Genomic DNA, 25,216 nt, shown 5'->3' on the forward strand with positions numbered 1-25,216 from the left:
AAAGTAAGATAAAGAGAGTTGGAGTGTCCACTATGGCATACCGAGCACTGTACCGGGTATTCCGTCCACAAACGTTTCATGATGTGGTGGGTCAAGAGCATATAACCAAGACATTGCAGAACGCGTTAAAAGAACAAAGGTTTTCTCATGCCTATTTGTTCAGTGGTCCGCGTGGAACAGGGAAAACGAGTGCTGCTAAGATCTTAGCCAAAGCCGTCAATTGCCAGCATGGCCCGGCTCCTGAGCCTTGTAATGAGTGCCCCGCTTGCAAGGGAATTACGGAAGGTTCAGTAGTAGACGTGATTGAGATTGATGCGGCTTCCAATCGAGGTGTAGAGGAAATTCGGGACGTTAGGGATAAGGTGAAATACGCTCCCTCTGAAGTTCGCTTTAAAGTTTACATCATCGATGAAGTACATATGTTAACAACAGAGGCTTTTAATGCGTTATTGAAAACATTGGAAGAACCACCGGGGCATGTGATCTTTATTTTAGCGACCACAGAGCCTCATCGTCTGCCAGCTACGATCATTTCCCGTTGTCAGCGGTTTGATTTCCGAAGCATTTCTACGAAGGCTATGATGGATCGGTTGCGCTATATTGCAGAGACGGAGAATGTAGAAATCACTGATCAGGCTTTAGCGTTGATGTCTCGGGTATCCGAAGGCGGAATGCGTGACGTACTCAGCTTATTTGATCAAGTGCTTTCGTATTCGGGAAACAAGGTTGAGGTTGAAGATGTCGTATTGGTCACAGGTGTTGTATCTCAGAGCGTCCTAGGTAAAATGGCGGAGCTAGTCCTTGGGAAGGATGCCTCGGGAATATTGGAAGAGCTTCAGCGGATTCTCGCCGAAGGGAAGAACCCTGAACAGTTCTTACATGATTTGCTTATGTATTTTCGGGATCTCTTATTATTTAAGACAGCACCCAAATTAGACGAATTACAGCACCGGATGATGGGGGATGAACGATTCCAGGCGTTGTCCCAAGCCTTTTCTCATGCTCTTTTGTATTCTATAATTGAGAAGTTGAGTAAAGTAAGCCAGGATATGAAGTGGGCTAGCCATCCAAAGGTCGTATTAGAAATGGGGCTTATTCGTTTGCTGGATCCGGGTGATGGTCCAGAAGCTCAAAAAGAATCTGTTTCTAATTCTGCACTAGAGGCCCTCGTCAACAGGATTCAGCAACTGGAACAGAAACTGAGTCAAGTGGGTCAGGGAGTGGCCGCAAGTCCAATCGCTGAAGTCTCTGGAGAAGCTCCGCGGAAGGAAGCCCCGAAACGGATGGGGATGCCTTCTACCGTGAAGATTTCCGAGCAGAGAATCCGTGAGGTGGCCGAACACTCTGACCCAGAAGCGTTGAGAAAGATCATGCAGCAATGGTCGGATATCCTGAATAAGATCAAAAAAAAGAAGATTCAAGTTCACGCCTGGCTGTTGGATGGGGTTCCCGTAGCTGTTGGATCAGGTGGATTGGTTGTCAGCTTTAAGAGTGCGATTCATCGAGAAACAACAGAAAAGCCCCAACATCGTCAAATCATTGAAGAAGTTTTTCAGTCCGTATGGGGGCAACCGATTTCTTTGCTCACTTTGATGGAAAACCAGTGGCAGGAAATCGAAGCTAAAATCACTCGAAATGAGGGATCGATGGAGCCCCCCAAGGAAGAGCGAGAAGAGACAGATCCATTTTTGGCTGAAGCGATTAAGCTAGTTGGAGAAGATCTTATCCATATTAAGGATTAAACCAAAATGAGGAGGAAACAAAATGCGCGGCGGAATGGGTAACATGAACAATATGATGAAGCAAGTAAAGAAGATGCAAGAACAAATGATGAAAGCTCAAGAGGAATTAAAGGAAAAAACAGTCGAAGGCAAGGCGGGCGGCGGTGTCATTACTGTTGTGGTCAATGGACATAAAGAAGTAAAGGATGTAAAAATTAAACCCGAAGCGGTTGATCCAGATGATGTCGAAATGCTTCAGGATCTCATTCTTGCAGCCGTTAACGATGCGATGAAACAAGTAGACGAAATCAACAGTAAAGAAATGGGCAAGCTTACAGGTGGAATGAATATTCCAGGTTTGTTCTAAGTTAGGGGTTTTACGTGTACTATCCAGAACCGATTGCTAAGCTAATTGAAGGGTTCAGTAAACTGCCTGGAATTGGGCCGAAAACAGCAACTCGACTTGCTTTCTTTGTCCTGAATATGAAGGAAGACGATGTCATGGACTTGGCGAGAGCCTTAGTCAATGCAAAACGTAACTTGTTATACTGCTCCCATTGCCAGAATATTACCGATGTAGATCCTTGTTATATTTGTAGTGATAAATCCAGGGATGTCTCCTGTATTTGTGTGGTTCAGGAACCAAAGGATGTTATCGCGATGGAGAAAACGAAAGAGTTTAAAGGCAAGTATCATGTTCTGCATGGAGCCATTTCTCCGATGGAGGGCGTGGGTCCTGAGGATATTCGATTGCCTGAATTGCTCAACCGGTTAAAGGATGAACAAGTACAAGAGCTGATCTTGGCTACGAACCCGAATATTGAGGGAGAAGCCACAGCGATGTATATCTCTCGGCTGATTAAACCTTTTGGGGTTAAAGTAACCCGGATTGCCCATGGTTTACCGGTTGGAGGAGATCTCGAATATGCCGATGAAGTAACGCTGACGAAGGCGTTAGAAGGCCGAAGAGAATTGTAGAGCTAGTCTTTTTAGACTAGTTCTTTTTTTTTGCAAACAAGCGTAATTTGTAGTATGAGGAGGGACGGACATGCTTAAAGGATTGAAGGAGCGAAGAACTGTCAAACAAAGAATAGCCGAGGAACGCAGAAAATTTCTCAAAGGGGTACATCTTGCGAGAAGCCAATGGCAATTTGGGCAATTGCATCAAGATCAACAGGGAAGGGAATACGAGCTGCTGGATATTTTGGAAAGGCGGTACATGTTTCTCTATGAAATGGCGAAAAAAAGAAAGCTTCATGCTTTAGAATAGGAGGTGGGGGAAGCATGGATTCTTCTTTTGTTTGGATGATTGCCGTCCTAGGCATTCTATTTATGGTTTTGATCGTTAGTCAATCGGTTTGGAGTCCCCTCCGCTGGCTGGGATATAGTTTGTTTAAGATTGCTATAGGAGGCGTGCTGTTATTTGTATTTAATTCGATGGCTGGCTATTTCGATTTTATGATTCCCATTAACCCTGTAACCGCAGCGATGTCAGGATTTCTGGGGCTGCCTGGCTTAGTATCCTTAGTGATTATGAGGGCGTTTATCGTCGTTTAAGGCTGTTTCATGTTATGAGATCATGATTACTGGGAACAATCAAGGGTATGGAAACATGAATCGTGTGGATGTGGGAGGTTCATTGGGAATTATGAAGCAAATGTTGGGAGTTCTTGGTGGAGGGCAGATGGACTTGGCTCTAGCTGTTGGCTTTGCGGAACGGGGTTACCCTGTTAAGTTAGTAGAGCCATCTAGCGACAGGTTTCAGGCTCTCACTGAGGGCTCTTTCTGCTCTTCTGAAAAAGAACTGGTTGCTCCATTTGAAAAGGTAAGAAATCTAGGGCTTCTTGAAATTACTCAAAGCTTTGAAACCCTTGGCAGTGCAGGTTTTATATTTGTCTGTGCAGAAGAAGGACAGTTGTGGCCCATGATGGAGCAGGCTTGCGATGGTATAGCTGATGATGGCTGTATCATTATAAAAGGGACGGTTTCGGTTGGTACAGGAGATCAATTGCAGGACTGGTTTGATAGGAAGGGAAAGCGAGTTCTAGTCATGTCATCTCCTGCATTTTTACAGCGGGGGCGCGTGTTGGAGGATTTACGGCATCCTTCTCGGGTTATCCTTGGTGGGGATGCCTATCATCCTAGGCTTATTGAACTGCGGCATTTGTTAGCTGACTTAGGTCAATTTCCCATAGTTGTAACCAAACGAAAAGAAGCGGAGATGATTGGGCTTGCCTCTAACGCCTTTTTGGCAACCAAAACTTCCTTTATAAATCAAATTGCCCAATTATGTGATGCTTTAGATACCGACATACGAACCATAGCCCGAGGAATTGGGATGGATCCCGGCATTGGACAAGCCTTTTTAGTCCCAGGAATCGGTTTTGAAGGCCCAAGCTTATCTAAAGATCTATTGTCATTGATTGAGCAAGGTAACGAAAGAGGAGTGGAGACACCTCTATTGGAGGCAGTACGAACCGTTAATGATGCGCAAAAGGATTGGATGCGAAATCAATTGGTAAGCCAGTTAGGAAGCTTAGAAGGAAAGACACTGGCTATTTGGGGTGTTTCGTTGAAAGGGGGAGTGCAAGAAATGATTTACTCCCCAGCCGTATACGTCTTGGAGCAGCTTTTAGCGGAAGGGGCAATTGTACATATTCATGATCCCTATGATCTGAATAAATTGAGGAAGCTTTGGGAATCAAGAGAAACGATAGAGAAAGCCAAGGGTCGTGCCCACTGGTGTGAAGACAAGTGGGAGGCAATAAAGGGGGCGGATGCCCTCGTGATTTTGACCGATTGGCAGGAATATCAGGAGATTGATCTTTTCCGCTTAAAGGATTCTTTAAAAAAACCGTTCATATTTGATGGAAGAACCTTATTTCATTCCGATATGATGAAGGAAATGGGATTTAGATATATTTCAGTTGGTAGAAAAGTCTGAACATAACGTATGAAACACACCATTCAGGTTAATAATGGATGAAAAACAGGTAAGGTGGTTTTTTTATGGAATCCAATCCGAAACATTGTATCGTCTGTGAAGAAACAGGCAAAGAGGGGATCTCCATCTGGGAAGCGTTCATCTGTCAGTCATGTGAACAGGAAATGGTTCAAACGGATGTAATGGATGCGAAATATCCCTTTTTTATCGAGAAGATGAAAAACATCTGGAAGATGGAAGCCTAAGCTAAGAGTTGTCTTGCTCAATGTAAGACAACTTTTTTTGTATAATATAAACAAGTTAAAACATAGAGGAGAAAAGTAGATGAATCAAGAGCAAATGCCCTTGGCTGAAGCCCTGCTGGAATACAAAAAGAGAGAAACGGTTCGATTTCATGTACCTGGTCATAAAGGGAGAGGAGGAGGGATCCTCTCCTCCATTTATCCGTTGGACCTTACTGAAATCCCGGGACTGGATGATCTGCACCAGCCCGAAGAAATCATTCTCCAAGCCCAGCAGCTCGCAGCCGATGCCTTCGGAGCGGATGAGACCTTTTTTTTAATTGGTGGAAGCACTGTCGGAAATATGGCTATGCTTCTAGCGGCCTGTAAGCCAGGGGAGAAAATTTTGGTGCAGAGAAATGTACATAAATCAGTGATTAATGGGTTGATTCTAAGCCAGGCACGGCCGGTTTACCTGAACCCTGAGTTTGATGAAGAAACCGGTTTGCCGCTCACGGTTTCCCTGCACGAGCTCAAGATCAAATTGGAAGAGCACCCTGATGCCAAAGCTGTCTTTATGACGAATCCTAATTATTTTGGCATGGGGGTGAATTTACGGCCCTACGCAGATTTGTGTCAACATGTGGGGGTTCCCTTGCTAGTCGATGAAGCTCATGGAGCCCATTTCAGCCTAATCGAGGGAGTGCCTAAATCCGCAATGCATTCTGGGGCAACAGCTGCTGTTCAATCCACTCATAAAATGCTCCCCTCCCTTACCATGTCTTCGATGCTGCATATAAAGGGGAGCCTGCTAGATCGAAAACGGTTGAGACAAGCTTTAGCCATGATCCAGTCGAGCAGTCCTTCCTACCCGCTTCTGGCTTCATTGGATATAGCCAGGCACTACATCGTTCATGATGGGCAAAAAGATCTAGAACAAGCAATCCAGCTGGGAAGGCAGTTGAAGCTGGCGCTCCAGAAGCTCCAAATCCCTTGGCTTCTGCTGGTAGAAAAGGGCGCAAAGGCAGATTTCTTGGATCCTTTAAAAGTGACCATGAGGACCGAATCGGCAGATTGGCATGGATTTAGACTACGGGAGTATTTGGAGGAAAAGGGGATTTATCCTGAACTAGCGGACGAATCTCATGTCTTATTGGTTTTGTCTGCTCACTCCTCGGAGAGTGATGTGGAACGGACGGTCCATGCGATGAGGGAGTTGGAATTACAAAGCGGCGAAAGCTATATCGGAAGGAGCTCCTCTTTTTTTCAACCATTTTCCAATGAACTGGTGTTAACGCCCTTTGAAGTGTTTAACAAGGAACCGATTCTCATTCCTTTTGAGGAAGCGGAGGGAAGGGTTAGCGCGGAAATGATTGTTCCTTATCCTCCAGGGATCCCTGTCATTAATCCAGGGGAACGAGTATGTCGGGAAATGATGAATTATATTCAAGAGTTGCGAAGGTTGGGCTGCCGTTTCCACGGGGTTTCAGATCCTTCTCTAAGGCACGTAAGAGTAATAGAGTTTTAAATGTAACTGTTATAAACAGATATTGACAACAACTAACACCTAAGTTAATATATGTATATATTACAAACAAGGAATAATTATAATAGATGGAGGAGCTATCATGGCAAATCGTTTAGTTGGGAACAAAGCCCCTTACTTCGAGATGGAAACAGCCCTAGGAGACGGAAAAGAATTTGGAAAAGTTACGTTATCTGATTATCAAGGGAAATGGCTAGTCCTCTTTTTCTATCCGTTAGACTTTACCTTTGTTTGCCCTACAGAAATTACGGCATTAAGTGATGCCGCTCAAGAATTTGCTGAGCTGGACACGGAGATCCTTGGGGTGAGTACAGACAGCAAGTTCTCGCACCGCGCATGGATCAATATGTCGAGGGAGGAAAATGGTTTAGGAAAACTAAACTTCCCATTAGCTTCGGACATTACGAAGAAAGTGGCCCAGGACTATGGAGTATTGATTGAGGAAGAAGGCATAGCATTACGGGGCCTATTTATTATAGATCCGGAGGGAGAACTCAAGTATCAGGTGGTTAACCATAATGATATTGGACGGAGTGTCGATGAGACGCTGCGAGTGTTGCAAGCGATCCAATCCGGGGGATTATGCCCGGCGAACTGGAAACCGGGGGATCAAACACTATAAAACATTAGATAATCAGTTGGAGGAGGAGAAAAATGCCAAAAGAAGTCGTTGTCTATACAAGCGCGGGTTGTCCTCATTGCCAAGTGGTGAAAGGACAGCTTAAAGAGTGGGGAGTTGCGTATGAAGAACGCAATGTGTCAGAAAGCAAAGAGTTCTTTGAACAGCTCCAGGAAAAGAGAATTTTTGGAACTCCTGCGACTTATATCAACGGTAAGGTGGTCTTAGGATTTCAACCAGATAAAATGAGGGGGCTGCTGGGCCTTGATGAGGATCAAGCGGTATAGGATAGTATCCAAATCATCCATTGGTTCTTCTCTTTGTTCTTCTCTTCTACTCTGATAAAATAGGGTTATGATGCAGTAGATGAGGAGAACAGCAATGAAGGATAAAGGATATTTCATCAGTCTTGAAGGGGGAGAAGGTGCAGGTAAAACAACCATGATCCCCCTTCTAGAACGTTATTTGCAAGAAAAAGGCTTGGGAGTCGTGGTCACCCGTGAGCCTGGTGGCATCGACATTGCCGAACAAATCCGTACGGTAATCTTAACCCCCCTGAATACGGCGATGGATGGGAGAACCGAAGCTCTTCTTTATGCAGCAGCCCGCCGTCAGCACTACGTCGAAAGGGTAATTCCGGCTTTGCAGCAAGGAAATGTTGTTTTGTGTGATCGGTTTGTGGATAGCTCTTTAGCCTACCAAGGCTATGCGCGCGGCTTAGGGGTGGAGGAAGTTTATTCGATTAACCGGTTTGCGGTAGAAGAGGGCATGCCTGACCTCACGATTTACTTTGACATTTTGCCTGAAGTGGGTCTAGCCCGCATAGATGCCGACCAAAGCAGAGAGATTAACCGGCTTGACTTAGAGAAGATCGAGTTTCATCATAAGGTAAGAGAAGGTTATCTCAAGCTCGTGGAACGATTCCCTGAACGCATTCAGGTGGTTCAAGCGAATCAACCCGTAGAAAGAGTCTATGAGGATGTTAGATTGATTATAGAAAAAAAACTATTTTGAATGTAAAAGTTTAAGCCCGCTGAACTCAGCGGGCTATTCCAAGTTTCCTTCTAAGATGTATAATATAAGATATCTGATTGGATGATAGGTGAACCCTTATGAGTTGGAAAGATTGCACGGAACAGCCCAGAGTGGCGTCGATATTGCATAATAGCATGAAAAATGGAAGAGTAGCCCACGCTTACCTGTTTGCAGGCGGTCAAGGAGTAGGAAAGAAGAAGCTGGCTGTCCAATTTGCGAAGTCACTATTTTGTGTGGAACAACAGGGGGATGCCTGCGGAAAATGCCACCATTGCTTGCGTATTGAGTCAGGGAATCATCCAGACTTGCATGTCATTTCTCCTGAAGGGGCAAGTATAAAAATTGATCAGATTCGTGAGCTGCAAAAGGAATTTTCATTTAAGGCCGTCGAAACCTCTCGAAATGTCTACATTATTGAGCATGTCGAGAAAATGACGGTCCAAGCCGCCAATAGCCTGTTAAAATTTTTAGAAGAACCGACCTATCAAGTGACAGCCATCTTACTAACGGAACACCTTCATCAAATTTTGCCTACAATTCTTTCGCGCTGCCAAGTAATCCATTTTGATGAGCTTTCGTTTGAAAAGAGAGTGGAAGTTCTCAAGTCAGAAGGCTTATATGAGCCGTTATTGCGAAATATTTGCCAAATTACGGCGGATTTGGATCAGGCCAGGGAATGGTGCCAATCAGATTGGTTTGCACAGTATCGAAGCCTAGTGTTACAATTGACTGAAGACATTCTTGACAAAGGATCTTATGCTCTCGTTACAATACAAGAGAAGGTTTTAAAAAACGATCAAGGAAACCAAGGTTTGCCTTACATCTTAGACTTACTTGTCTATTGGTATAGAGACTTATTGCTATTTCAGATAAATCGCACACATGAGCTTGTAAATATTGATCAATTGGATGCCATCCAAAGACAAGCTCTACGCTGCAGTAGGACTTGGATTTTAAAAGGAATAGAGGTAGTCATGGAGACGAAGAATCGCCTTTCTCGCCATGCGAATCCTCAGCTATCCCTCGAAAGGATGGTTATCCAGCTACAGGAGGGATGATGTTTGGTCGAAGTAGTTGGAATCCGCTTTAAGAAAGCGGGAAAAATATATTATTTCGATCCTGGCGAACTGCCGGTGGAAAAAAACGGCTTTGCCATTGTAGAGACGGCACGCGGGGTCGAGTATGGCCAGGTTGTGATTGGTCGAAAACAGGTCAGTGAAAATGATGTTGTTTTCCCCTTGAAGAAAGTGATAAGATTAGCCACCGCGGAGGATTCTGAACAAGTCCATACCAATAAAAAGATGGCTGCAGAAGCTCTGCAGGTCTGCCAGGAGAAAATTGTTCAGCATCAGCTGGAAATGAAACTGATTGACGTAGAGTATACTTTTGACCGAAATAAAATCATTTTCTATTTTACGGCTGAGGGTCGTGTGGATTTCCGTGAACTGGTCAAGGACTTGGCTTTCGTTTTCCGCACACGCATTGAGCTTCGCCAAATTGGCGTACGGGATGAAGCAAAGATGCTGGGTGGTATTGGACCTTGTGGAAGGATTCTATGCTGTTCTACCTTCTTGGGTGACTTTGAACCGGTTTCCATTAAAATGGCAAAGGATCAGAACTTATCGCTTAATCCGGTGAAGATTTCCGGATTATGCGGAAGGCTGATGTGCTGTTTGAAATATGAAAATGACAACTACGAAAGTGCCAAAGAATCATTGCCGGATGTAGGACAGCAAGTGCTGACTCCGCTTGGTCATGGCCGCGTAGTTGGGCTCAATATTCTAGAGCGCTTGGTTCAAGTAGATTTGCCCGAACAAGCAAAAATGATAGAATTTGCTGTAGAGGAAATCACAGAGATGGAGAAGGTGAACTAGGTATTCATTTGGGGTGAGGCTATGGATAAACAAAAAATGTTTCAGCAGGCAACCAATATTGAGGAGCAAATCGGAAAACTGCTTAAGGAAGTCGGTAGTTTGAGAGAAAGAATAGTGGAATTGCTGGAGGAGAACAAGAACCTCACCATAGAAAACCAGCACCTGCGTTTGCAATTGGAGCGGTTAAACACGGAACCGCCTGTTCCTGAGAAAGACACTAAGTTGGAAGAAAAGCAAAAAATTGCTGTGGGCGAAGGATATGATAACTTGGCTCGTTTGTACCAAGAAGGCTTTCATATCTGCAATTTGCACTTCGGCAGTTTGCGCAAAGAGGGAGATTGTCTTTTTTGTCTCTCCTTTCTCAATAAATAAGCGAAAGAGACCATCCTTATAGAAGAGGGGTGGTCTCTTTTTCTATGGTTACATCTCGGTGGGTTTCGTATGCCTTTTCGTTTTAAAGATGGGGGGTTCTCCTTTCAAAGGGGAAAGATAAATAGTATAGTGTTCTAAGCTGAAAATATTTCAAAGGTGTGTTTTTATGGAAATGAATTTACGTCCTTCCGAGAGAGTGGACGACTTATTGACCCATGAGCGTAAAATTATCCAGAGCCATGAGGTGTTCAGCTTTTCCATGGATGCGGTTCTCCTGGCCCAATTTGCTTCTTTGCCCATTCAGAAAGGGAACATTATGGATTTATGTACGGGCAATGGAGTTATCCCATTGCTATTGTCCACGCGAACCAAAGCTAAAATAGAAGGAATTGAGATACAGGAACGGCTCTATGATATGGCAGCTAGGAATGTGAAGCTAAATCACCTCGAGGAGCAGATACAGATTCATTTAGGAGACCTCAAAGAGGCGCCTAAACAGTTCGGGCATGGTGCGTATGATGTCATCACATGCAATCCGCCCTATATGCTCCCGCGTACCGGAGAAGTTAACCAGAATGAGCATTTTGCTATCGCTCGGCATGAAATTTACTGTACCTTAGAGGATGTTATTCGAGTCAGCGCCTATTTGACCCGTTCAGGCGGGAAGGTAGCCCTTGTGCATAGGCCTTCCCGATTCATCGATATTATTCAACTGATGCGAAAATATCGTGTGGAACCGAAGAGGATTCGTTTTGTACATCCGAAAGCGAGTGCAGAAGCCAATATGGTGTTGATTGAGGGGATACGGGATGGGAAACCGGATGTAAAGCTGCTTCCCCCGCTAATCGTTTACGATCAAGAGGGAGCTTATTGTCCCGAGTTGCTTGAGATCTATTATGGGGAAAGGAGTGAATAGGATGTACGTTCAATCGAGCTTTTCCGGGAATCGAACCGAAGGGGGCGAATTATATTTGGTGTCTACTCCGATCGGCAATCTGCAGGATATTACGGTCCGGGCTTTGGATACGCTAAAATCAGTAGATGTCATTGCTGCGGAGGACACCAGGCAAACCAAGAAGCTGTTGACTCACTTTGAGATTGATACCAAGCTGATCAGCCATCATGAACATAATAAAGAGGCCAGCTTGAAGGGGATCATTCAATGGCTGAAGGAAGGAAAAAAGGTCGCATTGGTAAGTGATGCGGGAATGCCGGCTATCTCTGATCCAGGGTATGAACTGGTAAGGGAAGCGGTCCAGTGCGAAGTCCCTGTAATTGCCATACCAGGCCCGAATGCAGCGTTAAGCGCCTTGATTGCTTCAGGACTGCCAACGGATAAATTTATCTTCCTAGGCTTCCTCCCTCGAGATAAGAAGCCGCTGCGGGAGGAGCTGAATCGTGTCAAAGTCTATCCGGAGACCCTTCTTTTTTATGAAGCGCCGCATCGAGTCCTTAAAATGCTGAAGGAAGTAAGAGAAGTGTTGGGCAACCGCAAGGTAACATTAGCGCGAGAGTTAACGAAAAAATATGAAGAGTATACCAGGGGCCATTTGGATGAAGTGATCCCTTATCTCGAAGGCTTAGATCAGATTCGCGGGGAATTTACTGTGGTAGTGGAAGGGAATATACACGGATTAGGGGAAGAGACTTCGGAATGGTGGGCAGAATTGGATTCCATCGCTCATGTAGAAGGATACATCCAACAAGGGCTGACTTCCAAGGAAGCAATCAAAAGAGCTGCCGAGGATCGAAAGGTACCGAAAAGGGAAATTTATAATCTTTATCATGGGGAGTAATTTGCAAAAAAGAAATGAAAAACGGCGGGCCTGATCTCCATCAGACTCGCCGTTTTTCATTCATTACTTTACAGGTTGCTCAATGAGTTCCAATAGCTCTTGGATGCACTCTTTGCTGATCATCTTGCCTTTGTAGTGAACAAGGTTTTCAGCGTTTCCGGTAAAGATGCAAGATGGCTCGTACTTCTTAAGGATAATACGCTCTCCATCTACGAAGATTTCCAAAGCATCCTTTTCCCCAATACCTAATGTTCTGCGAAGCTCGATTGGGATAACGACGCGGCCTAGTTCGTCCACCTTACGTACAATTCCAGTTGATTTTAACACTGTCATTTCTCCTCTCAATATAAGTTCTTTCTTTATTTATCATCGGATATAACGTCGCCAAAATTCGACAAACTTAACTTACATTTATAATACCAGCACTTCCAAAAGTAGTCAACCAATTTTTTCAATTAATTGGAATAAAAAAGATAATATTAGAAAAAAGATTACCTTATTAGCTTTAGAATTGCACAATATTAGCGGGGTTTACTTTGAAATGAAACTTCGGTATCAAAGTATAGGTACAATTTTTATGGAAATTTAACTGGAAATTTTGCTGTTGCACAACTGTATAATTCGACACGGATTCGACAACAAACCAGCTATAATCATCCTAAGAGAAATGAGCTTGACCTGGCAAGTAATGTTTTGTATATTTTGGGCAAAGATGAGATAATGGAAAAAGGACTTTTTTATGAGTAATCGGGAGGAAAACGAACGTGTCAAATCAAAAAACATACTATATTACGACGCCAATTTACTACCCTAGCAATAAGTTACATATCGGAAATGCTTACACCACAATTGCGGCGGATGCTATGGCCCGATATAAAAGGTTACGAGGGTACGACGTTTATTATCTGACGGGAACGGATGAACACGGGCAAAAGCTTCAGCGTCGTGCTGAAGAAGAAGGGCTTAAGCCGTTAGAGTTCATTGATCCCGTAGTCGATTGGATCCAAGATCTATGGGCCAAGCTCGATATCTCATACGACGACTTTATTCGGACGACCCAGGATCGGCATAAAGAAGCAGTGCAAAAGATTTTCCAAAAGCTGGTTGATCAAGGCGATGTCTACCTTGGCGAATATGAGGGGTATTACTGTGTTCCGTGTGAAGCCTTTTGGACGGAGCGGCAAGCGAAGAAAGGGGACAAGTTTCATTGTCCGGATTGTGAACGGGAAATCTCTATTGTCAAAGAGAAAAGCTACTTCTTCCGCATGTCCAATTACCAAGATCGGTTGCTTCAGTACATAGAAGAGCACCCTGAATTCATACAGCCGGAATCAAGGCGAAATGAAATGGTCAATAACTTCCTGAAGCCGGGTCTGGAGGATCTCTGTGTTTCCCGTACGACCTTCGATTGGGGGATCAAGGTGCCGAACGATCCGGAGCATGTCATTTATGTATGGATCGATGCGTTAGCCAATTATATTACGGCTCTTGGGTTTATGTCTGATAAGGATGATTTATACCAAAAATACTGGCCAGCAGACGTTCATTTGATCGGTAAGGATATCCTTCGTTTCCACACCATCTATTGGCCGATCATCTTGATGGCGCTAGACGTTCCTCTTCCTAAGAAGGTGTTTGGCCATGGCTGGCTTCTGATGCCAGATGGAAAGATGTCAAAATCCAAAGGGAATGTAATTGATCCTAAGTTTTTGATCGATCGCTACGGTTCGGATTCGATCCGCTACTTCTTGCTTCGTGAGATTGCCTTTGGTCAGGATGGAGTATTTACTCCGGAAGCTTTTATCCAAAGGTTAAACTTTGACCTAGCCAATGATTTAGGGAACCTCGTTAGCCGTACGGCGGCCATGATTGATAAATACTTTGATGGAGTTATTCCTGCCCCTACCCAACCGGGAGAATACGATGATCAGCTGAAGCAGCTGGCTTCTAAAGTCGTTGAGCTGGTCGAGCATCATTTGGATGAAATGCGGTTCGGGAACGCTCTGGGTCATCTCTGGGAACTTGTTGGAAAGACGAACAAATACATTGATGAGACATTGCCGTGGAATTTAGCGAAGGATGAGGCAAATCGCGAGCGATTGGGAACCGTTCTGTATAATTTGGCAGAAAGCATTCGCATTACCTCTGTTCTCCTTCAGCCGTTCTTAACTAAAACACCGGCGAAAATCTGGGCGCAGTTAGGGTTGCCTGCAGACTCTCCAGAATTGCAATGGGACCGTGCGAAGGAGTGGGGAAGTCTTCCTTCCGGGGTGAAAGTAAACCGCTCCGAGATGCTCTTCCCGCGCTTAGAGCTTGAAGCGGAGATTGCCGCCATTGATGAGAATACAGCGGCTGCACGTAAGCAGGCGGAAGAAAACAAAAAGCAGAAGGAAGCTCCAGCAGCTGTTGTGGAAAAGCCGGAAACAGAGGAAATCGCGATTGATGATTTTATGAAGGTGGACCTTCGAGTCGCTCAAGTAATCCAAGCCGAACCAGTCCCCAAGGCGGACAAGCTCTTAAAGCTGCAGCTCGACCTGGGCTATGAACAAAGGCAAGTCGTTTCTGGAATTGCCAAGTTCTATACGCCGGAAGAGCTAAAAGGCAAGAAGGTCATTTGCGTGACTAACCTTAAGCCTGTAAAGCTTCGCGGTGAGATGTCTTACGGCATGATTCTGGCTGCATCAGAAGGCGATCGATTGACATTAGCGACCGTACCGGATGGAATGCCAAACGGATCGAAAGTGAAGTAATAAATGCTTCATTGACTGGAATAAGGATGATAACTCGAAGAGGTTTTTCTTTCTTATTCCGTAATAGACGGGAATAGTCTTGCAAAACAGGCAAGGCTATTCTTCTTTTTAGGGATTGACAGTATTGTGCGAGGCGAGGTTTTCTGGTTCATTTAGTGGAATAAATTACTACAAATTATTTAATTTTTCGACAATAAATCAAGGTGGTGGTTCGATGCTTTTCGACACGCACGCACATCTGAATGCGGAACAATTTGCTGAAGATCAAGCGGAAGTAATTCGTCGCGCAAAGGAAAATGGCGTTAGCCGGATTGTAAATATCGGGTTTAACCGAGAAACGATTCCTACTTCGATGGCGTTGGCTGAACAGTACGATTTTATTTACACGGCAGTAGGCTGGCATCCGCAAGACGCCAAAGATATGCGGGAAGAAGACTATGATTGGCTAAGAGACCTGAGTCGGCATGAGAAGGTAGTAGCCATCGGGGAAATTGGTTTGGACTACTATTGGGATACTTCGCCAAAAGACGTTCAAAAAGTGGTTTTCCGGCGGCAAATCCAACTAGCCAAAGAGCTAAAGCTCCCCATTATTATTCATAACCGGGATGCTCATCAGGATGTAGTTGATATTTTGCGGGAAGAAAAGGCTGCTGAGGTAGGGGGCATCATGCATTGCTTTTCAGGCAGCCTAGAGATGGCGAAGGAATGCGTAGAGATGAATTTTTATATTTCGCTTGGAGGACCTGTTACCTTTAAAAACGCGAAAAAGCCAAAAGAGGTGGCCAAAGAGATTCCGATTGAAAGACTGCTGATCGAAACCGATTGTCCTTATTTAACGCCTGAGCCTTATCGGGGAAAGCGTAATGAGAGCGGATATGTTCGCTATGTAGCGGAGGCGATAGCGGAGCTTCGGGGTCTCAGTGTAGAAGAATTAGCACAGCATACAACTAGCAATGCCAAGAGGTTGTTTAGGATTCAATAAATTAAAAGATGTCCTCTTCGACAAGGGGCGAAGGTGTTTTGTCGAAAGAAGTGGGTTTGTTTGGATTTGACAAAAAATATGATGTCAAATAAAATGAACACAACTTGAAGAGGAGGACAATAGGAAAATGGTTCCAGGAAAAGCAATCCCGTCTCAGCGGAAGTTTCTTTTCGTGGTTGGAATCCTAGCCGCACTTTTCATCATCGCTGTATCTATTTGGCTGTACCAGGCTACCCAACCCAAGCAAGTGGAGTTCGTACATAATGGAGATCCCAAAGTCATTCAGACAAAAAGTCGGAATGTCGAAGAGTTTCTGACAGAAAAGGGTGTACATATAGATTCCTATGATCTCATCAGCCCTGCTAAGGATGAAAAGATTGTAAATGGCTTGCAGGTGAAGTATACCGACAGGTGGCCTGTAGTAATAGTGGACGGGACAGACAAGCGCACAGCTGTCACCAATCAAACTAGCGTAGAAAGCGTTCTAAAAGAACAGAAAATAACATTAAACGAGTGGGACCGGACTGAGCCGTCGATCGACTCATCCATTTCATCGAACCAACAGATTCTCATTACCCGAGTGGAAAAAAAGTTCGTGGAAGAAGAGCAGATTATCCCCTTTAACGAAGTGAAGAGGAAGGACTACCTGCTTAACCAAGGACAACAAAAGGTCGTTCAAGAGGGGCGAGAGGGAAAAGCGGTTCAGCGCTATGAGATTGTAATGGAAAATGGAGAAGAAAAGTCCAAAACACTCGTAGACACAAAGGTGCTTCAGCCCAAGCAGGATCGCGTGGTTGCCATTGGGACTCTTACAACCGTTTCCCGTGGCGGAATGAGTTTTGTGGCCCGAAAGGTACTTAACAATGTTGTGCTAACCGCTTATTCTGCAGGGGTTTCACATACCGGCAAAGGACCAGACCATCCGCAGTATGCGATTACAGCTTCTGGAAGAAGGGCGAAAGAGGGACAAACCGTAGCGGTTGACCCGAGTATCATTCCATTGGGGACCTGGGTTTATATTGAAGGAATCGGGCTTCGCCGTGCGGAAGATACCGGGGGGGCGGTGAAGGGAAACAAGATTGATATCTACTATGAATCCGATCAATCGGCTCATCGTTTTGGAAAAAGGAAGTCGAAGGCTGTGTATGTGATTGGCAAATCAAAACCAGAATAAATAGAAATGAGGCTGTGTTTCAATGAGACACAGCTTTTTGGGTTTGGAGGCTTAAACGATTGATGATAAAGGAAATTATTGTTGTAGAAGGAAGGTCGGATACTACCGCCATTCGCCGGGCTGTACAAGCCGATACAATAGAAACAGGAGGATCAGCCGTTTCTGATTCTGTGATTCAAAGAATTAAACTGGCCCAAGAAAAAAGGGGGGTAATCATTTTTACCGATCCGGATTATCCGGGGGAGAGGATTCGCAAGATCATCAGCCAAGCGGTTCCGGGCTGTAAGCATGCATTTATCACAAGAGACCAGGGTAGAGGAAAACGAAACCTAGGTGTGGAAAATGCGAGCGATGAGGTCATTCGCCAAGCCCTTCAAGAAGTGCGAACAGAGGTTCAAGGGCTTTATCAAGAGCAAATTTCTCTGCAAGATTTAGTGGAGGCCGGATTGGTAGGGGGGAATATGGCTAGTGAACGGAGGCGCTTATTAGGGGAGCACCTAGGAATCGGCTATGCTAACGCGAAACAGATTCATAAAAGATTAAACCAATTTCAAATTTCAAAAAGAGAGTTTCTAGCCGCTTTACAAGCATTAGGAGGTGAAAGCTAAATGAGCAAAGATATTGCAACACCCACAAGAACAAAAGAAATTCTAAAAAAGTATGGTTTTTCCTTTAAAAAGAGTTTAGGACAAAATTTTCTCATTGATACGAATATCTTGCATAATATTGTAAAGACAGCTGAGTTGGATTCAAGCAAGGCTGTTTTGGAAATTGGCCCTGGAATTGGAGCACTTACGGAACATTTGGCAAGGGCGGCTGGAAAGGTAGTTGCAGTCGAGCTGGATCAACGATTGCTACCCATTCTTGGAGACACGCTGGAGCCTTATCCAAACGCCCAGGTTATTCATGGTGATGTACTCAAGGTGAATCTGAAACGGCTGTTTTCTGAGAAGTTTGCCGAGTTCCCTAAGGTTAGCGTCGTAGCCAATTTGCCTTATTACGTAACCAGCCCCATTTTAATGCGTTTACTGGAAGAGGAACTTCCCCTTGAGAACATCGTGGTCATGATGCAAAAAGAGGTAGCTGAACGTATTGCAGCGAGCCCAGGAGGGAAGGAATACGGGGCACTAAGCATTATGGCCCAGTATTATGCCGAGCCTGAGATAGCCATGATTGTGCCGCATAGCGTGTTTATTCCACAACCCAATGTCGATTCAGCCGTTTTGAAGCTGTCTGTTCGAGAAAAGCCGCCTGTTGAGGTTGCCAGCCGACGCGTATTATTCCAAGTCATTAAGGCGAGCTTTGCTCAGCGCCGAAAAACCATTTTCAATAATCTAATGGGATCGATGTTTGCCAGAGAGCAGCGGGAATTGCTCCTGGACATTCTAAAAAGGGCCGAGGTTGATCCTTCAAGGAGGGGGGAAACGCTGAGTATCGCGGAATTTGCAAGGCTTAGTAACCTGATTGTCGAAGCGGGAGTATAATATAACAGGTCTGACTCTCATCCAAGGAGGTACTGATTTGGATTTTATAAGCCCCACAGTGGGCAGGCTTGGGGAGCAGGAGTTAATAGACTTTATTAAAAGCTACGTTCGCGAAGACCAGAGTGCCGAGTATAAAATTGTAATAGGGACCGATTCCCAAACAAGTTCTGAAAAGACAACCTTTGTCACGGCGGTGATCATCCACCGCGTAGGAAAAGGAGCTCGATTTTTTTTCTGCAAGTGGAGAGTGAAGCCGATGTTCGACTTGCGGAATCGAATTTACAAAGAGACAGAGCTGAGCCTAAAAGTGATGGATAAGCTTAAGGAAAAAGGCATTGCGGAAATCACATCGAATTGGCCGGTAGAGATTCATCTGGATGTTGGGCAGCGCGGGGAATCCCGGATGCTTATCCAGGAGGTTGTAGGCTGGGTATCAGCGGTGGGTTATAAAGCGATTATTAAGCCATTTTCCTATGGGGCAAGCACGGTAGCCGATCGTTTTACAAAATCAGGTTAAAAAACTTTCCTATCCAGAAAGAAAGCGCACAAACACCCTCTCCCTCATATAGTAGCAGGGAGGAGGGTGTTTTTATGTCTATTCGCGTGGGTGATACGGTAACGAGAAAATCTTATGGAAATGATATAGTATTTACCGTCATTAGCATACAGGACGGGAAAATAGCCACCCTGCAAGGATTGGAGTTTAGGTTAGTAGCCGATGCTCCCGTGGATGATTTGATTAAAATAGATCCTCAGACCTTGCAGAAGGAATTAGAGAAGAGTTTAGTAAAAAGTCAAGAATCACTTCGTTTGATTCAGCAGGAAAGAAGACTCATGAGAGAAAAAAACTTGTATCAGCAAACAGGTTACACGGGAAGGTCGGATGAGGACAGTTTAACTTTTGAGATACCCGGCACTGTCTTGCACTTGGATGGTGACGGGCGTTATTTAGAAAAGTGCATCGTCATGTACCGTGAACTAGGAATTAAAGTTTATGGCTTTCATCTTCAGGAAAAGGATATGCCTACGTATACGGGCAGGCTGCTTCAGCAATATCAGCCCAACATCCTTGTGCTGACTGGGCATGATTCTTATCGGCGTCACCAAGGGGATATTAACTCCTTAGAGAGTTACCGGAACTCCAAGTATTTTGTTCAAGCTGTACAGGAGGCTCGCCGGTTTGAGAGGAATCAAGACCGTTTGGTTATTTTTGCTGGAGCATGTCAATCTAATTTTGAAAGTTTGCTGGAAGTTGGAGCCAACTTTGCTAGCTCACCAAAACGCATAAATATTCATACTTTAGATCCTGTATATATTGCGGAACGTGTAGCATTTACCTCCGTGCGCGATACCGTAAATGTTTTTGAGGCAGCAAAGAACACAATTACTGGAATAGATGGCCTAGGTGGTATAGAAACTTTCGGCACATTTCGACTTGGTTTACCGATTACAGAAAGTATGAAAAAATAATGAAAAAGCCTTTCTATTCAGATTCTTCAAGGATTGAATAGCAAGGCTTTTTTTAATTGGGAAGTAATAAGAATGAAACGTGTAGAATCCTGTAAAAGAATATTCATTGACAATTTGTTTGTTCGGTTGCTATAATTATCAATTTATTTGACATAATAACAATGTGTTGATATAATCATACATAAGTGAGGTGGTCATGCACATGGCAAATAGTGCGTTAATGGATATTAAGCGCAGTTTGGACGCTCATCTTGGTGAGCGTATCGTACTTCGAGCGAACGGGGGCCGCCGCAAGACGGTTGAACGTACAGGGATCTTAGAATCCACCTATCCGTCCGTTTTTATTGTGAAGTTGGACGAGGAGCGTCATTCTTTCGAACGCGTTTCTTACAGCTATGCAGATATTCTTACCGAAACCGTTATGCTTTCAGTTTGTCCATCTGAGCAAGAACAGATTCCGATAAGCGGCTTATAACAGCAGAACTTTCGTTCTGCTGTTTTTTGCGTTCATCGTCTTTAGATATTTTGTTTTTCGCTGTACATACTAACAGCTACGGGGGAGGTATTTCTAGATTAAAAGGAGGCTGCTATGAGTCGCAGACGTGGAGTTATGTCCGAGCAGTTCAAAATGGAATTAGCCAAGGACTTAGGGATCTATGACACCGTACAACGGGATGGTTGGGGTGGGATTACCACTCGAGATGCCGGAAACTTGGTCAAGCGAGCCATCCAAATTGCTGAACAGACTCTAGCTAACCAAACGCAGAAATAATTTGTCCCCTGGGAACTGAAGGTCATCGGCCTTCAGTTTTCTTATGTTAGTAAAACAAATTGCGGTATAACAAAACGTTTTTTGTACAAACTGGAATCCAAAACCTACAAATGATAAAATGAAAGGTATTATTGACAATAGTGAGCGGGTGAAACATGTGAGAATATCAATGAAGGCTCCGGCAAAAATCAATTTAACGCTGGATGTTTTGGGGAAACGCGAGGATGGATATCATGAAGTGGAAATGGTGATGACCACGATTGATTTGGCAGACCGGATTGACATCTATCCGAGGAGCGATCAGCGCATTACGATTGATTGTTCTGCTTGCTTTGTTCCTTTAGGGGAACGCAATCACGTTTATCAGATTGCCCAGCTTTTGCGAACGAAGATGGGGATTACCAAAGGCGTCCATTTTTACATACATAAAAGGATTCCTGTTGCTGCGGGGTTGGCTGGAGGAAGCAGTGATGCGGCTGCAGCGATCAAGGGGCTTAATCAGCTATGGGGATTGGGCCTGACGGTAGAGGAGATGGCACAAATCGGTTCAGAGGTCGGTTCTGATGTATCTTTCTGCGTACATGGAGGTACGGCTCTTGCGAGAGGCAGAGGAGAGCAAATTACACCCCTGCCATCCCCTCCGCCGTCCTGGGTGATATTAGCAAAACCTCCTATTGGAGTTTCTACAGCTGAAATATACGGAAAGTTATCAATGGATGAGGTCAGAAAGTTTCCAAATAAATCGCAAGAGATGGTTCAAGCGATATACAATCGGGATTATGAGGGTGTGTACCGGAATCTGGGTAACCATTTGGAGACGGTAACCCTATCGCTATATCCGGAAGTTCGGCGATTAAAAGAGCAAATGTTTCGGTTTGGAGCGGATGCTTCTTTGATGTCGGGGAGTGGCCCTACTGTATTTAGCCTAGTAGACAAGGAGTCGAGGGTAAGCCGGGTCTACAACGGCTTGCGAGGGTTCTGCAAAGATGTGTTTGCTGTCAGGATTTTAGGGGATAAGTATCCAACAAGCTTGCAAAAAACCGTACAAAAATGATATATTGTCAACATAATATTCGGTTATTGGAGGCGTGTTATGGAGAAAAAACTAAGAAGGAGCGCTCGGTTGGTCGATATGACTCAACATTTGCTCGACAATCCCTATCGCTTAATTCCTTTAACGCTATTTGCTGAAGAATTTGGTTCTGCCAAATCATCCATTAGTGAAGATTTATCCATCATTAAAGAGCTTTTTGAATATAAAGGTATCGGAATCCTTAAGACCGTAGCCGGAGCGGCCGGCGGAGTAAAATACATTCCTGTTATGAAACAAGAACTAGCATTACAGGCGGTGCAGGAAATATGCCTAAGCCTGGAGAAATCAGATCGTCTGCTGCCTGGCGGTTATCTCTATATGTCTGATATTCTGGGGAATCCAGAAATATTGAATAAGATTGGAAAGATTATGGCTACCGTTTTTGTGGAGAAAGAAATTGATTTCATTATGACGGTTGAAACCAAGGGGATTCCTCTAGCCTATGCCACGGCGAACTATTTGAATGTTCCTGTTGTAATCGTTCGTCGTGACAGTAAGGTAACTGAAGGTTCGGTTGTAAGCATTAACTATGTTTCAGGCTCAAGTAAGCGAATTCAAACGATGTCATTGGCTCGCAGGGTCTTGCCGGAAAATTCGAAGGTCCTGATTATTGATGATTACATGAAGGCTGGCGGTACGGTACGAGGCATGGTGGACCTTCTCAGAGAGTTTAATGCGGAAGTCATGGGCATCGGTGTGTTTGTGGAAGCGGCTGAGGTTGAAGAAAAGGTAGTGGAAGAGTATATTTCACTAGCTAAAGTATCTCAATTGGATACGAAAGATAAAGAAATTAAAGTGGAACCCGGAAATTTTGTTGGAAAGATACTTATGTAATTGGAGGGGATCAAGGGTGGAAATCATTCAAACAGATAAGGCACCACAAGCTATTGGACCGTATTCGCAAGCAGTAAAAGTAGGTAATATGGTATATACTTCCGGCAATATTCCTCTTCGAGCGGATGGGACATTAGTTGAAGGTACTGTAGAGGAGCAAACCCATCAGGTCTTTGCTAATCTGAAAGCGGTACTTGAAGCTGCTGGCAGCAGTCTGGAGAACGTAGTAAAAACAACAGTGTTTATTAAAAATATGGACGATTTTGGAAAAATTAATGAAGTTTATGCGACGTATTTTAGTTTAAACAAGCCTGCACGTTCAACTGTGGAAGTGGCTAGATTGCCAAAAGATGTAGCAATTGAAATCGAAGCTATTGCTATTTTAACTGCTTAATCTATTGAGAGGGTAGAAGACGGGTTCAAATAACAGGAGAAAGTCCAACCATTTTTTAAGATAGGGACTTTTTAGCTGAAATAGCGGAGGAATTCCGGTTATTTCTTTAAAACACTGAAGAAAATCTCTAGTGACTCTTATGCTGTCAAAATAATGGAACGAAGTAATAAATTCAGACAGTGGCAAAAAATAATAAGTTTTTTGCAAAAATCGAGAAGGAATTTTTTAGCCTTTGACGAATTAAGTGTAACATGCACATATATTGGTAAAAGGTGGTGTAACTTGATGGAAGTGACAGATGTTAGACTCCGCCGCGTGAACACGGATGGGCGCATGAAAGCAATTTGTTCCATTACCATTGATAACGAATTCGTTGTACATGATATTCGAGTCATCGATGGAAATAATGGTATGTTTGTTGCGATGCCTAGCAAACGTACTCCCGATGGAGAATTTAGAGATATCGCTCACCCGATCTCTTCTACGACGCGCGAGAAGATTCAGGCTGCTGTTTTGTCTGAGTACGAGCGTGTAGGGCTAGAGGAAGAGCAAGAAGAGCAAATGGTTGAAGGAGCCTAGTACCGCATGAAGAGACCTCAAAGAATGAGGTCTTTTTTTTGGCCAAGTTTTCTTACCTCCATTAACTCTTGAAATCGAATATTGATTAAGATATAGTCATTATGGGGTACCTTATCTTCTTAAGGTGCCCCATTGGAGTGTTTTAAATAAGTACATAGATGGAGGCTACCATGCATCATAAATATGCAGTAGTTTTAGCTGCTGGCCAGGGCACACGGATGAAATCCAAGCTCTATAAAGTTTTGCATCCCGTTTGTGGGAAGCCTATGGTTCAACATATCGTCGATCGCTTACAGGCACTTGCTATGGATGAGATTGTTGTCATTGTGGGGCATGGCGCAGATAAAGTGAAGGAACAATTAGGTTCCGCTATCCACTACGCTTTCCAAGAAAAACAATTGGGAACAGCCCACGCTGTGATGATGAGCAGTGAACTGTTAAAAGATAAGCAAGGAACAACGGTTGTCGTTACAGGAGACACCCCATTAATAAAACAAGAAACACTGCAGCAACTGATGTCCCATCACGCTGAAACCCAAGCGGCTGCTACGGTTTTGACAACCGTTCTGCCTGACGCCACGGGATATGGGCGAATTGTTCGCAATGATAAAGAACATGTGGAACGCATTGTCGAACATAAGGACACGAATGAAGCAGAGAGACAAATCAAGGAAATCAGCACAGGCATTTTTTGCTTTGATAATCAAAAGCTCTTTGCTGCACTAAAACAAGTTAACAATGATAACTCTCAAGGGGAGTACTATCTCCCTGATGTTATAGGGATACTAAAGAAACAAAATGAAATCATCTCCGCTTTTCTCACAGAGGATGCCGAGGATGGAATGGGCGTAAATGACCGTGTTCAATTAGCCCAAGCGGAACAGATCATGCGGAGAAGAATCAATGAAGGGCATATGAGAAATGGTGTATCCATTATCGATCCTTCCGCAACTTACATTGAGGCAGATGTAGTTATAGGAGCAGATACCGTTATTCAACCAGGAAGCTTCCTTCGCGGAAAAACGGTAATCGGCGAGGATTGTCTCATTGGACCTAATGCGGACCTTTCCCATACCCAGGTGGAAAGCGGAGTAGCTGTACAATATTCGGTCATTTCAGACAGTACCATACGCAAGCAAGCTTCGGTAGGGCCGTTTGCTTATATCCGTCCAGGCTCTGAAGTAGGGGAGCATGTCAAGGTTGGGGACTTTGTGGAATTAAAGAACACTCGTCTCGGAAACCACTCGAAGGTCTCCCATCTTTCATACCTTGGCGACGCAGAAGTCGGCGAAAACGTGAATGTTGGCTGCGGAACGGTTACTGTCAATTACGATGGTGTAAAGAAGCATAAAACCATAATTGGAGACCATTCATTCATTGGCTGCAATGCTAATTTGGTAGCTCCGGTGAGTGTAGGGCAAGGCTCCTATGTAGCAGCGGGGTCCACGGTTACCCAAGACGTACCGGACGGGGCGTTGGCCATTGCCCGTGAGCGCCAATCGAATAAGGAAGGCTATGCCAACAAGTTGTTAAGCAAGGAAAAATAGGTTGGAGGT

31 protein-coding genes are annotated in these 25,216 nt (G+C 44.3%); 30 read left to right on the forward strand and 1 reads right to left on the reverse strand.

Translation table 11 applies throughout. The annotated features are described in order from the left end of the window. The first annotated feature begins 32 nt into the window (after nt 1–32). The 16 genes from dnaX (at nt 33) to rsmI (ending at nt 12,128) form a co-directional block, all read left to right on the forward strand. On the forward strand, nt 33–1,742 hold the full coding sequence (dnaX, locus tag ABLT31_RS28205; RefSeq protein ID WP_367758077.1) for a DNA polymerase III subunit gamma/tau: 1,710 nt from the start codon (nt 33–35) through the stop codon (nt 1,740–1,742). Nucleotides 1,743–1,776: 34 nt separating this feature from the next. Further along, nucleotides 1,777–2,088 (forward strand): YbaB/EbfC family nucleoid-associated protein, encoded by a 312-nt coding sequence (locus ABLT31_RS28210; protein ID WP_367758145.1) that lies wholly within the window; start codon nt 1,777–1,779, stop codon nt 2,086–2,088. A 14-nt stretch (nt 2,089–2,102) separates the two neighbouring features. Beyond that, nucleotides 2,103–2,699 carry a recombination mediator RecR gene (gene recR, locus ABLT31_RS28215; protein WP_367758078.1) on the forward strand — a complete coding sequence of 199 codons (597 nt, stop codon included), beginning with the start codon at nt 2,103–2,105 and terminating at the stop codon, nt 2,697–2,699. 70 nt (nt 2,700–2,769) lie between these two features. Continuing rightward, the gene (locus ABLT31_RS28220) at nt 2,770–2,991 is read left to right on the forward strand and encodes a hypothetical protein (protein ID WP_367758079.1); all 222 of its coding nucleotides are present in this window, start codon (nt 2,770–2,772) and stop codon (nt 2,989–2,991) included. Between the two features lie 14 nt (nt 2,992–3,005). Next, nucleotides 3,006–3,278, forward strand: coding sequence for a pro-sigmaK processing inhibitor BofA family protein (locus ABLT31_RS28225; RefSeq protein ID WP_367758080.1), 273 nt, complete (start codon nt 3,006–3,008; stop codon nt 3,276–3,278). Between the two features lie 55 nt (nt 3,279–3,333). Then, on the forward strand, nt 3,334–4,665 hold the full coding sequence (locus ABLT31_RS28230) for a nucleotide sugar dehydrogenase (RefSeq protein ID WP_367758081.1): 1,332 nt from the start codon (nt 3,334–3,336) through the stop codon (nt 4,663–4,665). 65 nt (nt 4,666–4,730) lie between these two features. Beyond that, nucleotides 4,731–4,910 (forward strand): sigma factor G inhibitor Gin, encoded by a 180-nt coding sequence (locus ABLT31_RS28235; protein ID WP_367758082.1) that lies wholly within the window; start codon nt 4,731–4,733, stop codon nt 4,908–4,910. 79 nt (nt 4,911–4,989) lie between these two features. After that, on the forward strand, nt 4,990–6,414 hold the full coding sequence (locus ABLT31_RS28240; RefSeq protein WP_367758083.1) for an aminotransferase class I/II-fold pyridoxal phosphate-dependent enzyme: 1,425 nt from the start codon (nt 4,990–4,992) through the stop codon (nt 6,412–6,414). Between the two features lie 100 nt (nt 6,415–6,514). Continuing rightward, complete coding sequence (locus ABLT31_RS28245) at nt 6,515–7,054, forward strand: peroxiredoxin (protein WP_367758084.1); 540 nt, start codon at nt 6,515–6,517, stop codon at nt 7,052–7,054. 32 nt (nt 7,055–7,086) lie between these two features. Next, a complete protein-coding gene (locus ABLT31_RS28250) occupies nt 7,087–7,338 on the forward strand; it encodes a glutaredoxin family protein (RefSeq protein ID WP_367758085.1) in 252 nt (83 codons plus the stop codon). Between the two features lie 94 nt (nt 7,339–7,432). Then, nucleotides 7,433–8,065: a dTMP kinase gene (gene tmk / locus ABLT31_RS28255; protein WP_367758086.1), complete on the forward strand. Its 633-nt coding sequence runs from the start codon at nt 7,433–7,435 to the stop codon at nt 8,063–8,065. Nucleotides 8,066–8,163: 98 nt separating this feature from the next. After that, on the forward strand, nt 8,164–9,144 hold the full coding sequence (gene holB, locus ABLT31_RS28260) for a DNA polymerase III subunit delta' (RefSeq protein WP_367758087.1): 981 nt from the start codon (nt 8,164–8,166) through the stop codon (nt 9,142–9,144). Nucleotides 9,145–9,147: 3 nt separating this feature from the next. Further along, the gene (locus tag ABLT31_RS28265; protein WP_367758088.1) at nt 9,148–9,960 is read left to right on the forward strand and encodes a PSP1 domain-containing protein; all 813 of its coding nucleotides are present in this window, start codon (nt 9,148–9,150) and stop codon (nt 9,958–9,960) included. 21 nt (nt 9,961–9,981) lie between these two features. Continuing rightward, nucleotides 9,982–10,332: a DNA replication initiation control protein YabA gene (gene yabA / locus ABLT31_RS28270; protein WP_367758089.1), complete on the forward strand. Its 351-nt coding sequence runs from the start codon at nt 9,982–9,984 to the stop codon at nt 10,330–10,332. Between the two features lie 166 nt (nt 10,333–10,498). Then, a complete protein-coding gene (locus ABLT31_RS28275; protein ID WP_367758090.1) occupies nt 10,499–11,248 on the forward strand; it encodes a tRNA1(Val) (adenine(37)-N6)-methyltransferase in 750 nt (249 codons plus the stop codon). 1 nt (nt 11,249) lies between these two features. Next, nucleotides 11,250–12,128, forward strand: coding sequence for a 16S rRNA (cytidine(1402)-2'-O)-methyltransferase (gene rsmI / locus ABLT31_RS28280; RefSeq protein ID WP_367758091.1), 879 nt, complete (start codon nt 11,250–11,252; stop codon nt 12,126–12,128). Nucleotides 12,129–12,191: 63 nt separating this feature from the next. Here rsmI and ABLT31_RS28285 read toward each other — a convergent pair whose 3' ends face one another. Then, nucleotides 12,192–12,455: an AbrB/MazE/SpoVT family DNA-binding domain-containing protein gene (locus tag ABLT31_RS28285; protein ID WP_367758092.1), complete on the reverse strand. Its 264-nt coding sequence runs from the start codon at nt 12,453–12,455 to the stop codon at nt 12,192–12,194. Between the two features lie 437 nt (nt 12,456–12,892). Between ABLT31_RS28285 and metG the strand changes: the two genes are divergently transcribed. The 14 genes from metG to glmU all read left to right on the forward strand — a co-directional run bounded on the left by metG (nt 12,893) and on the right by glmU (nt 25,207). Next, the gene (gene metG, locus ABLT31_RS28290) at nt 12,893–14,878 is read left to right on the forward strand and encodes a methionine--tRNA ligase (protein ID WP_367758093.1); all 1,986 of its coding nucleotides are present in this window, start codon (nt 12,893–12,895) and stop codon (nt 14,876–14,878) included. Between the two features lie 214 nt (nt 14,879–15,092). Next, complete coding sequence (locus ABLT31_RS28295; protein WP_367758094.1) at nt 15,093–15,860, forward strand: TatD family hydrolase; 768 nt, start codon at nt 15,093–15,095, stop codon at nt 15,858–15,860. Between the two features lie 127 nt (nt 15,861–15,987). Further along, nucleotides 15,988–17,034, forward strand: coding sequence for a G5 domain-containing protein (locus tag ABLT31_RS28300; protein ID WP_367758095.1), 1,047 nt, complete (start codon nt 15,988–15,990; stop codon nt 17,032–17,034). A 62-nt stretch (nt 17,035–17,096) separates the two neighbouring features. Continuing rightward, nucleotides 17,097–17,642 (forward strand): ribonuclease M5, encoded by a 546-nt coding sequence (gene rnmV, locus ABLT31_RS28305; RefSeq protein WP_367758146.1) that lies wholly within the window; start codon nt 17,097–17,099, stop codon nt 17,640–17,642. Beyond that, nucleotides 17,643–18,518, forward strand: a complete 876-nt coding sequence (rsmA, locus tag ABLT31_RS28310; protein WP_367758096.1) for a 16S rRNA (adenine(1518)-N(6)/adenine(1519)-N(6))-dimethyltransferase RsmA — start codon at nt 17,643–17,645, stop codon at nt 18,516–18,518. Between the two features lie 37 nt (nt 18,519–18,555). Next, a complete protein-coding gene (locus ABLT31_RS28315; protein WP_367758097.1) occupies nt 18,556–19,035 on the forward strand; it encodes a ribonuclease H-like YkuK family protein in 480 nt (159 codons plus the stop codon). Nucleotides 19,036–19,109: 74 nt separating this feature from the next. Next, nucleotides 19,110–19,988, forward strand: a complete 879-nt coding sequence (gene yabG, locus ABLT31_RS28320; RefSeq protein WP_367758098.1) for a sporulation peptidase YabG — start codon at nt 19,110–19,112, stop codon at nt 19,986–19,988. A 202-nt stretch (nt 19,989–20,190) separates the two neighbouring features. Continuing rightward, a complete protein-coding gene (gene veg, locus ABLT31_RS28325; RefSeq protein ID WP_367758099.1) occupies nt 20,191–20,463 on the forward strand; it encodes a biofilm formation stimulator Veg in 273 nt (90 codons plus the stop codon). Nucleotides 20,464–20,577: 114 nt separating this feature from the next. Then, nucleotides 20,578–20,760 carry a small, acid-soluble spore protein, alpha/beta type gene (locus ABLT31_RS28330; RefSeq protein WP_367758100.1) on the forward strand — a complete coding sequence of 61 codons (183 nt, stop codon included), beginning with the start codon at nt 20,578–20,580 and terminating at the stop codon, nt 20,758–20,760. Nucleotides 20,761–20,917: 157 nt separating this feature from the next. Then, a complete protein-coding gene (gene ispE, locus ABLT31_RS28335; protein ID WP_367758101.1) occupies nt 20,918–21,814 on the forward strand; it encodes a 4-(cytidine 5'-diphospho)-2-C-methyl-D-erythritol kinase in 897 nt (298 codons plus the stop codon). Nucleotides 21,815–21,853: 39 nt separating this feature from the next. After that, a complete protein-coding gene (gene purR / locus ABLT31_RS28340; RefSeq protein WP_367758102.1) occupies nt 21,854–22,687 on the forward strand; it encodes a pur operon repressor in 834 nt (277 codons plus the stop codon). A 16-nt stretch (nt 22,688–22,703) separates the two neighbouring features. Next, nucleotides 22,704–23,081, forward strand: a complete 378-nt coding sequence (locus ABLT31_RS28345; protein ID WP_367758103.1) for a RidA family protein — start codon at nt 22,704–22,706, stop codon at nt 23,079–23,081. A gap of 285 nt (nt 23,082–23,366) precedes the next feature. Then, the gene (spoVG, locus tag ABLT31_RS28350; protein WP_129199708.1) at nt 23,367–23,660 is read left to right on the forward strand and encodes a septation regulator SpoVG; all 294 of its coding nucleotides are present in this window, start codon (nt 23,367–23,369) and stop codon (nt 23,658–23,660) included. A 170-nt stretch (nt 23,661–23,830) separates the two neighbouring features. Beyond that, nucleotides 23,831–25,207, forward strand: coding sequence for a bifunctional UDP-N-acetylglucosamine diphosphorylase/glucosamine-1-phosphate N-acetyltransferase GlmU (gene glmU / locus ABLT31_RS28355; RefSeq protein ID WP_367758104.1), 1,377 nt, complete (start codon nt 23,831–23,833; stop codon nt 25,205–25,207). Nucleotides 25,208–25,216 lie beyond the last annotated feature (9 nt).

Source organism: Ammoniphilus soli, assembly GCF_040813775.1.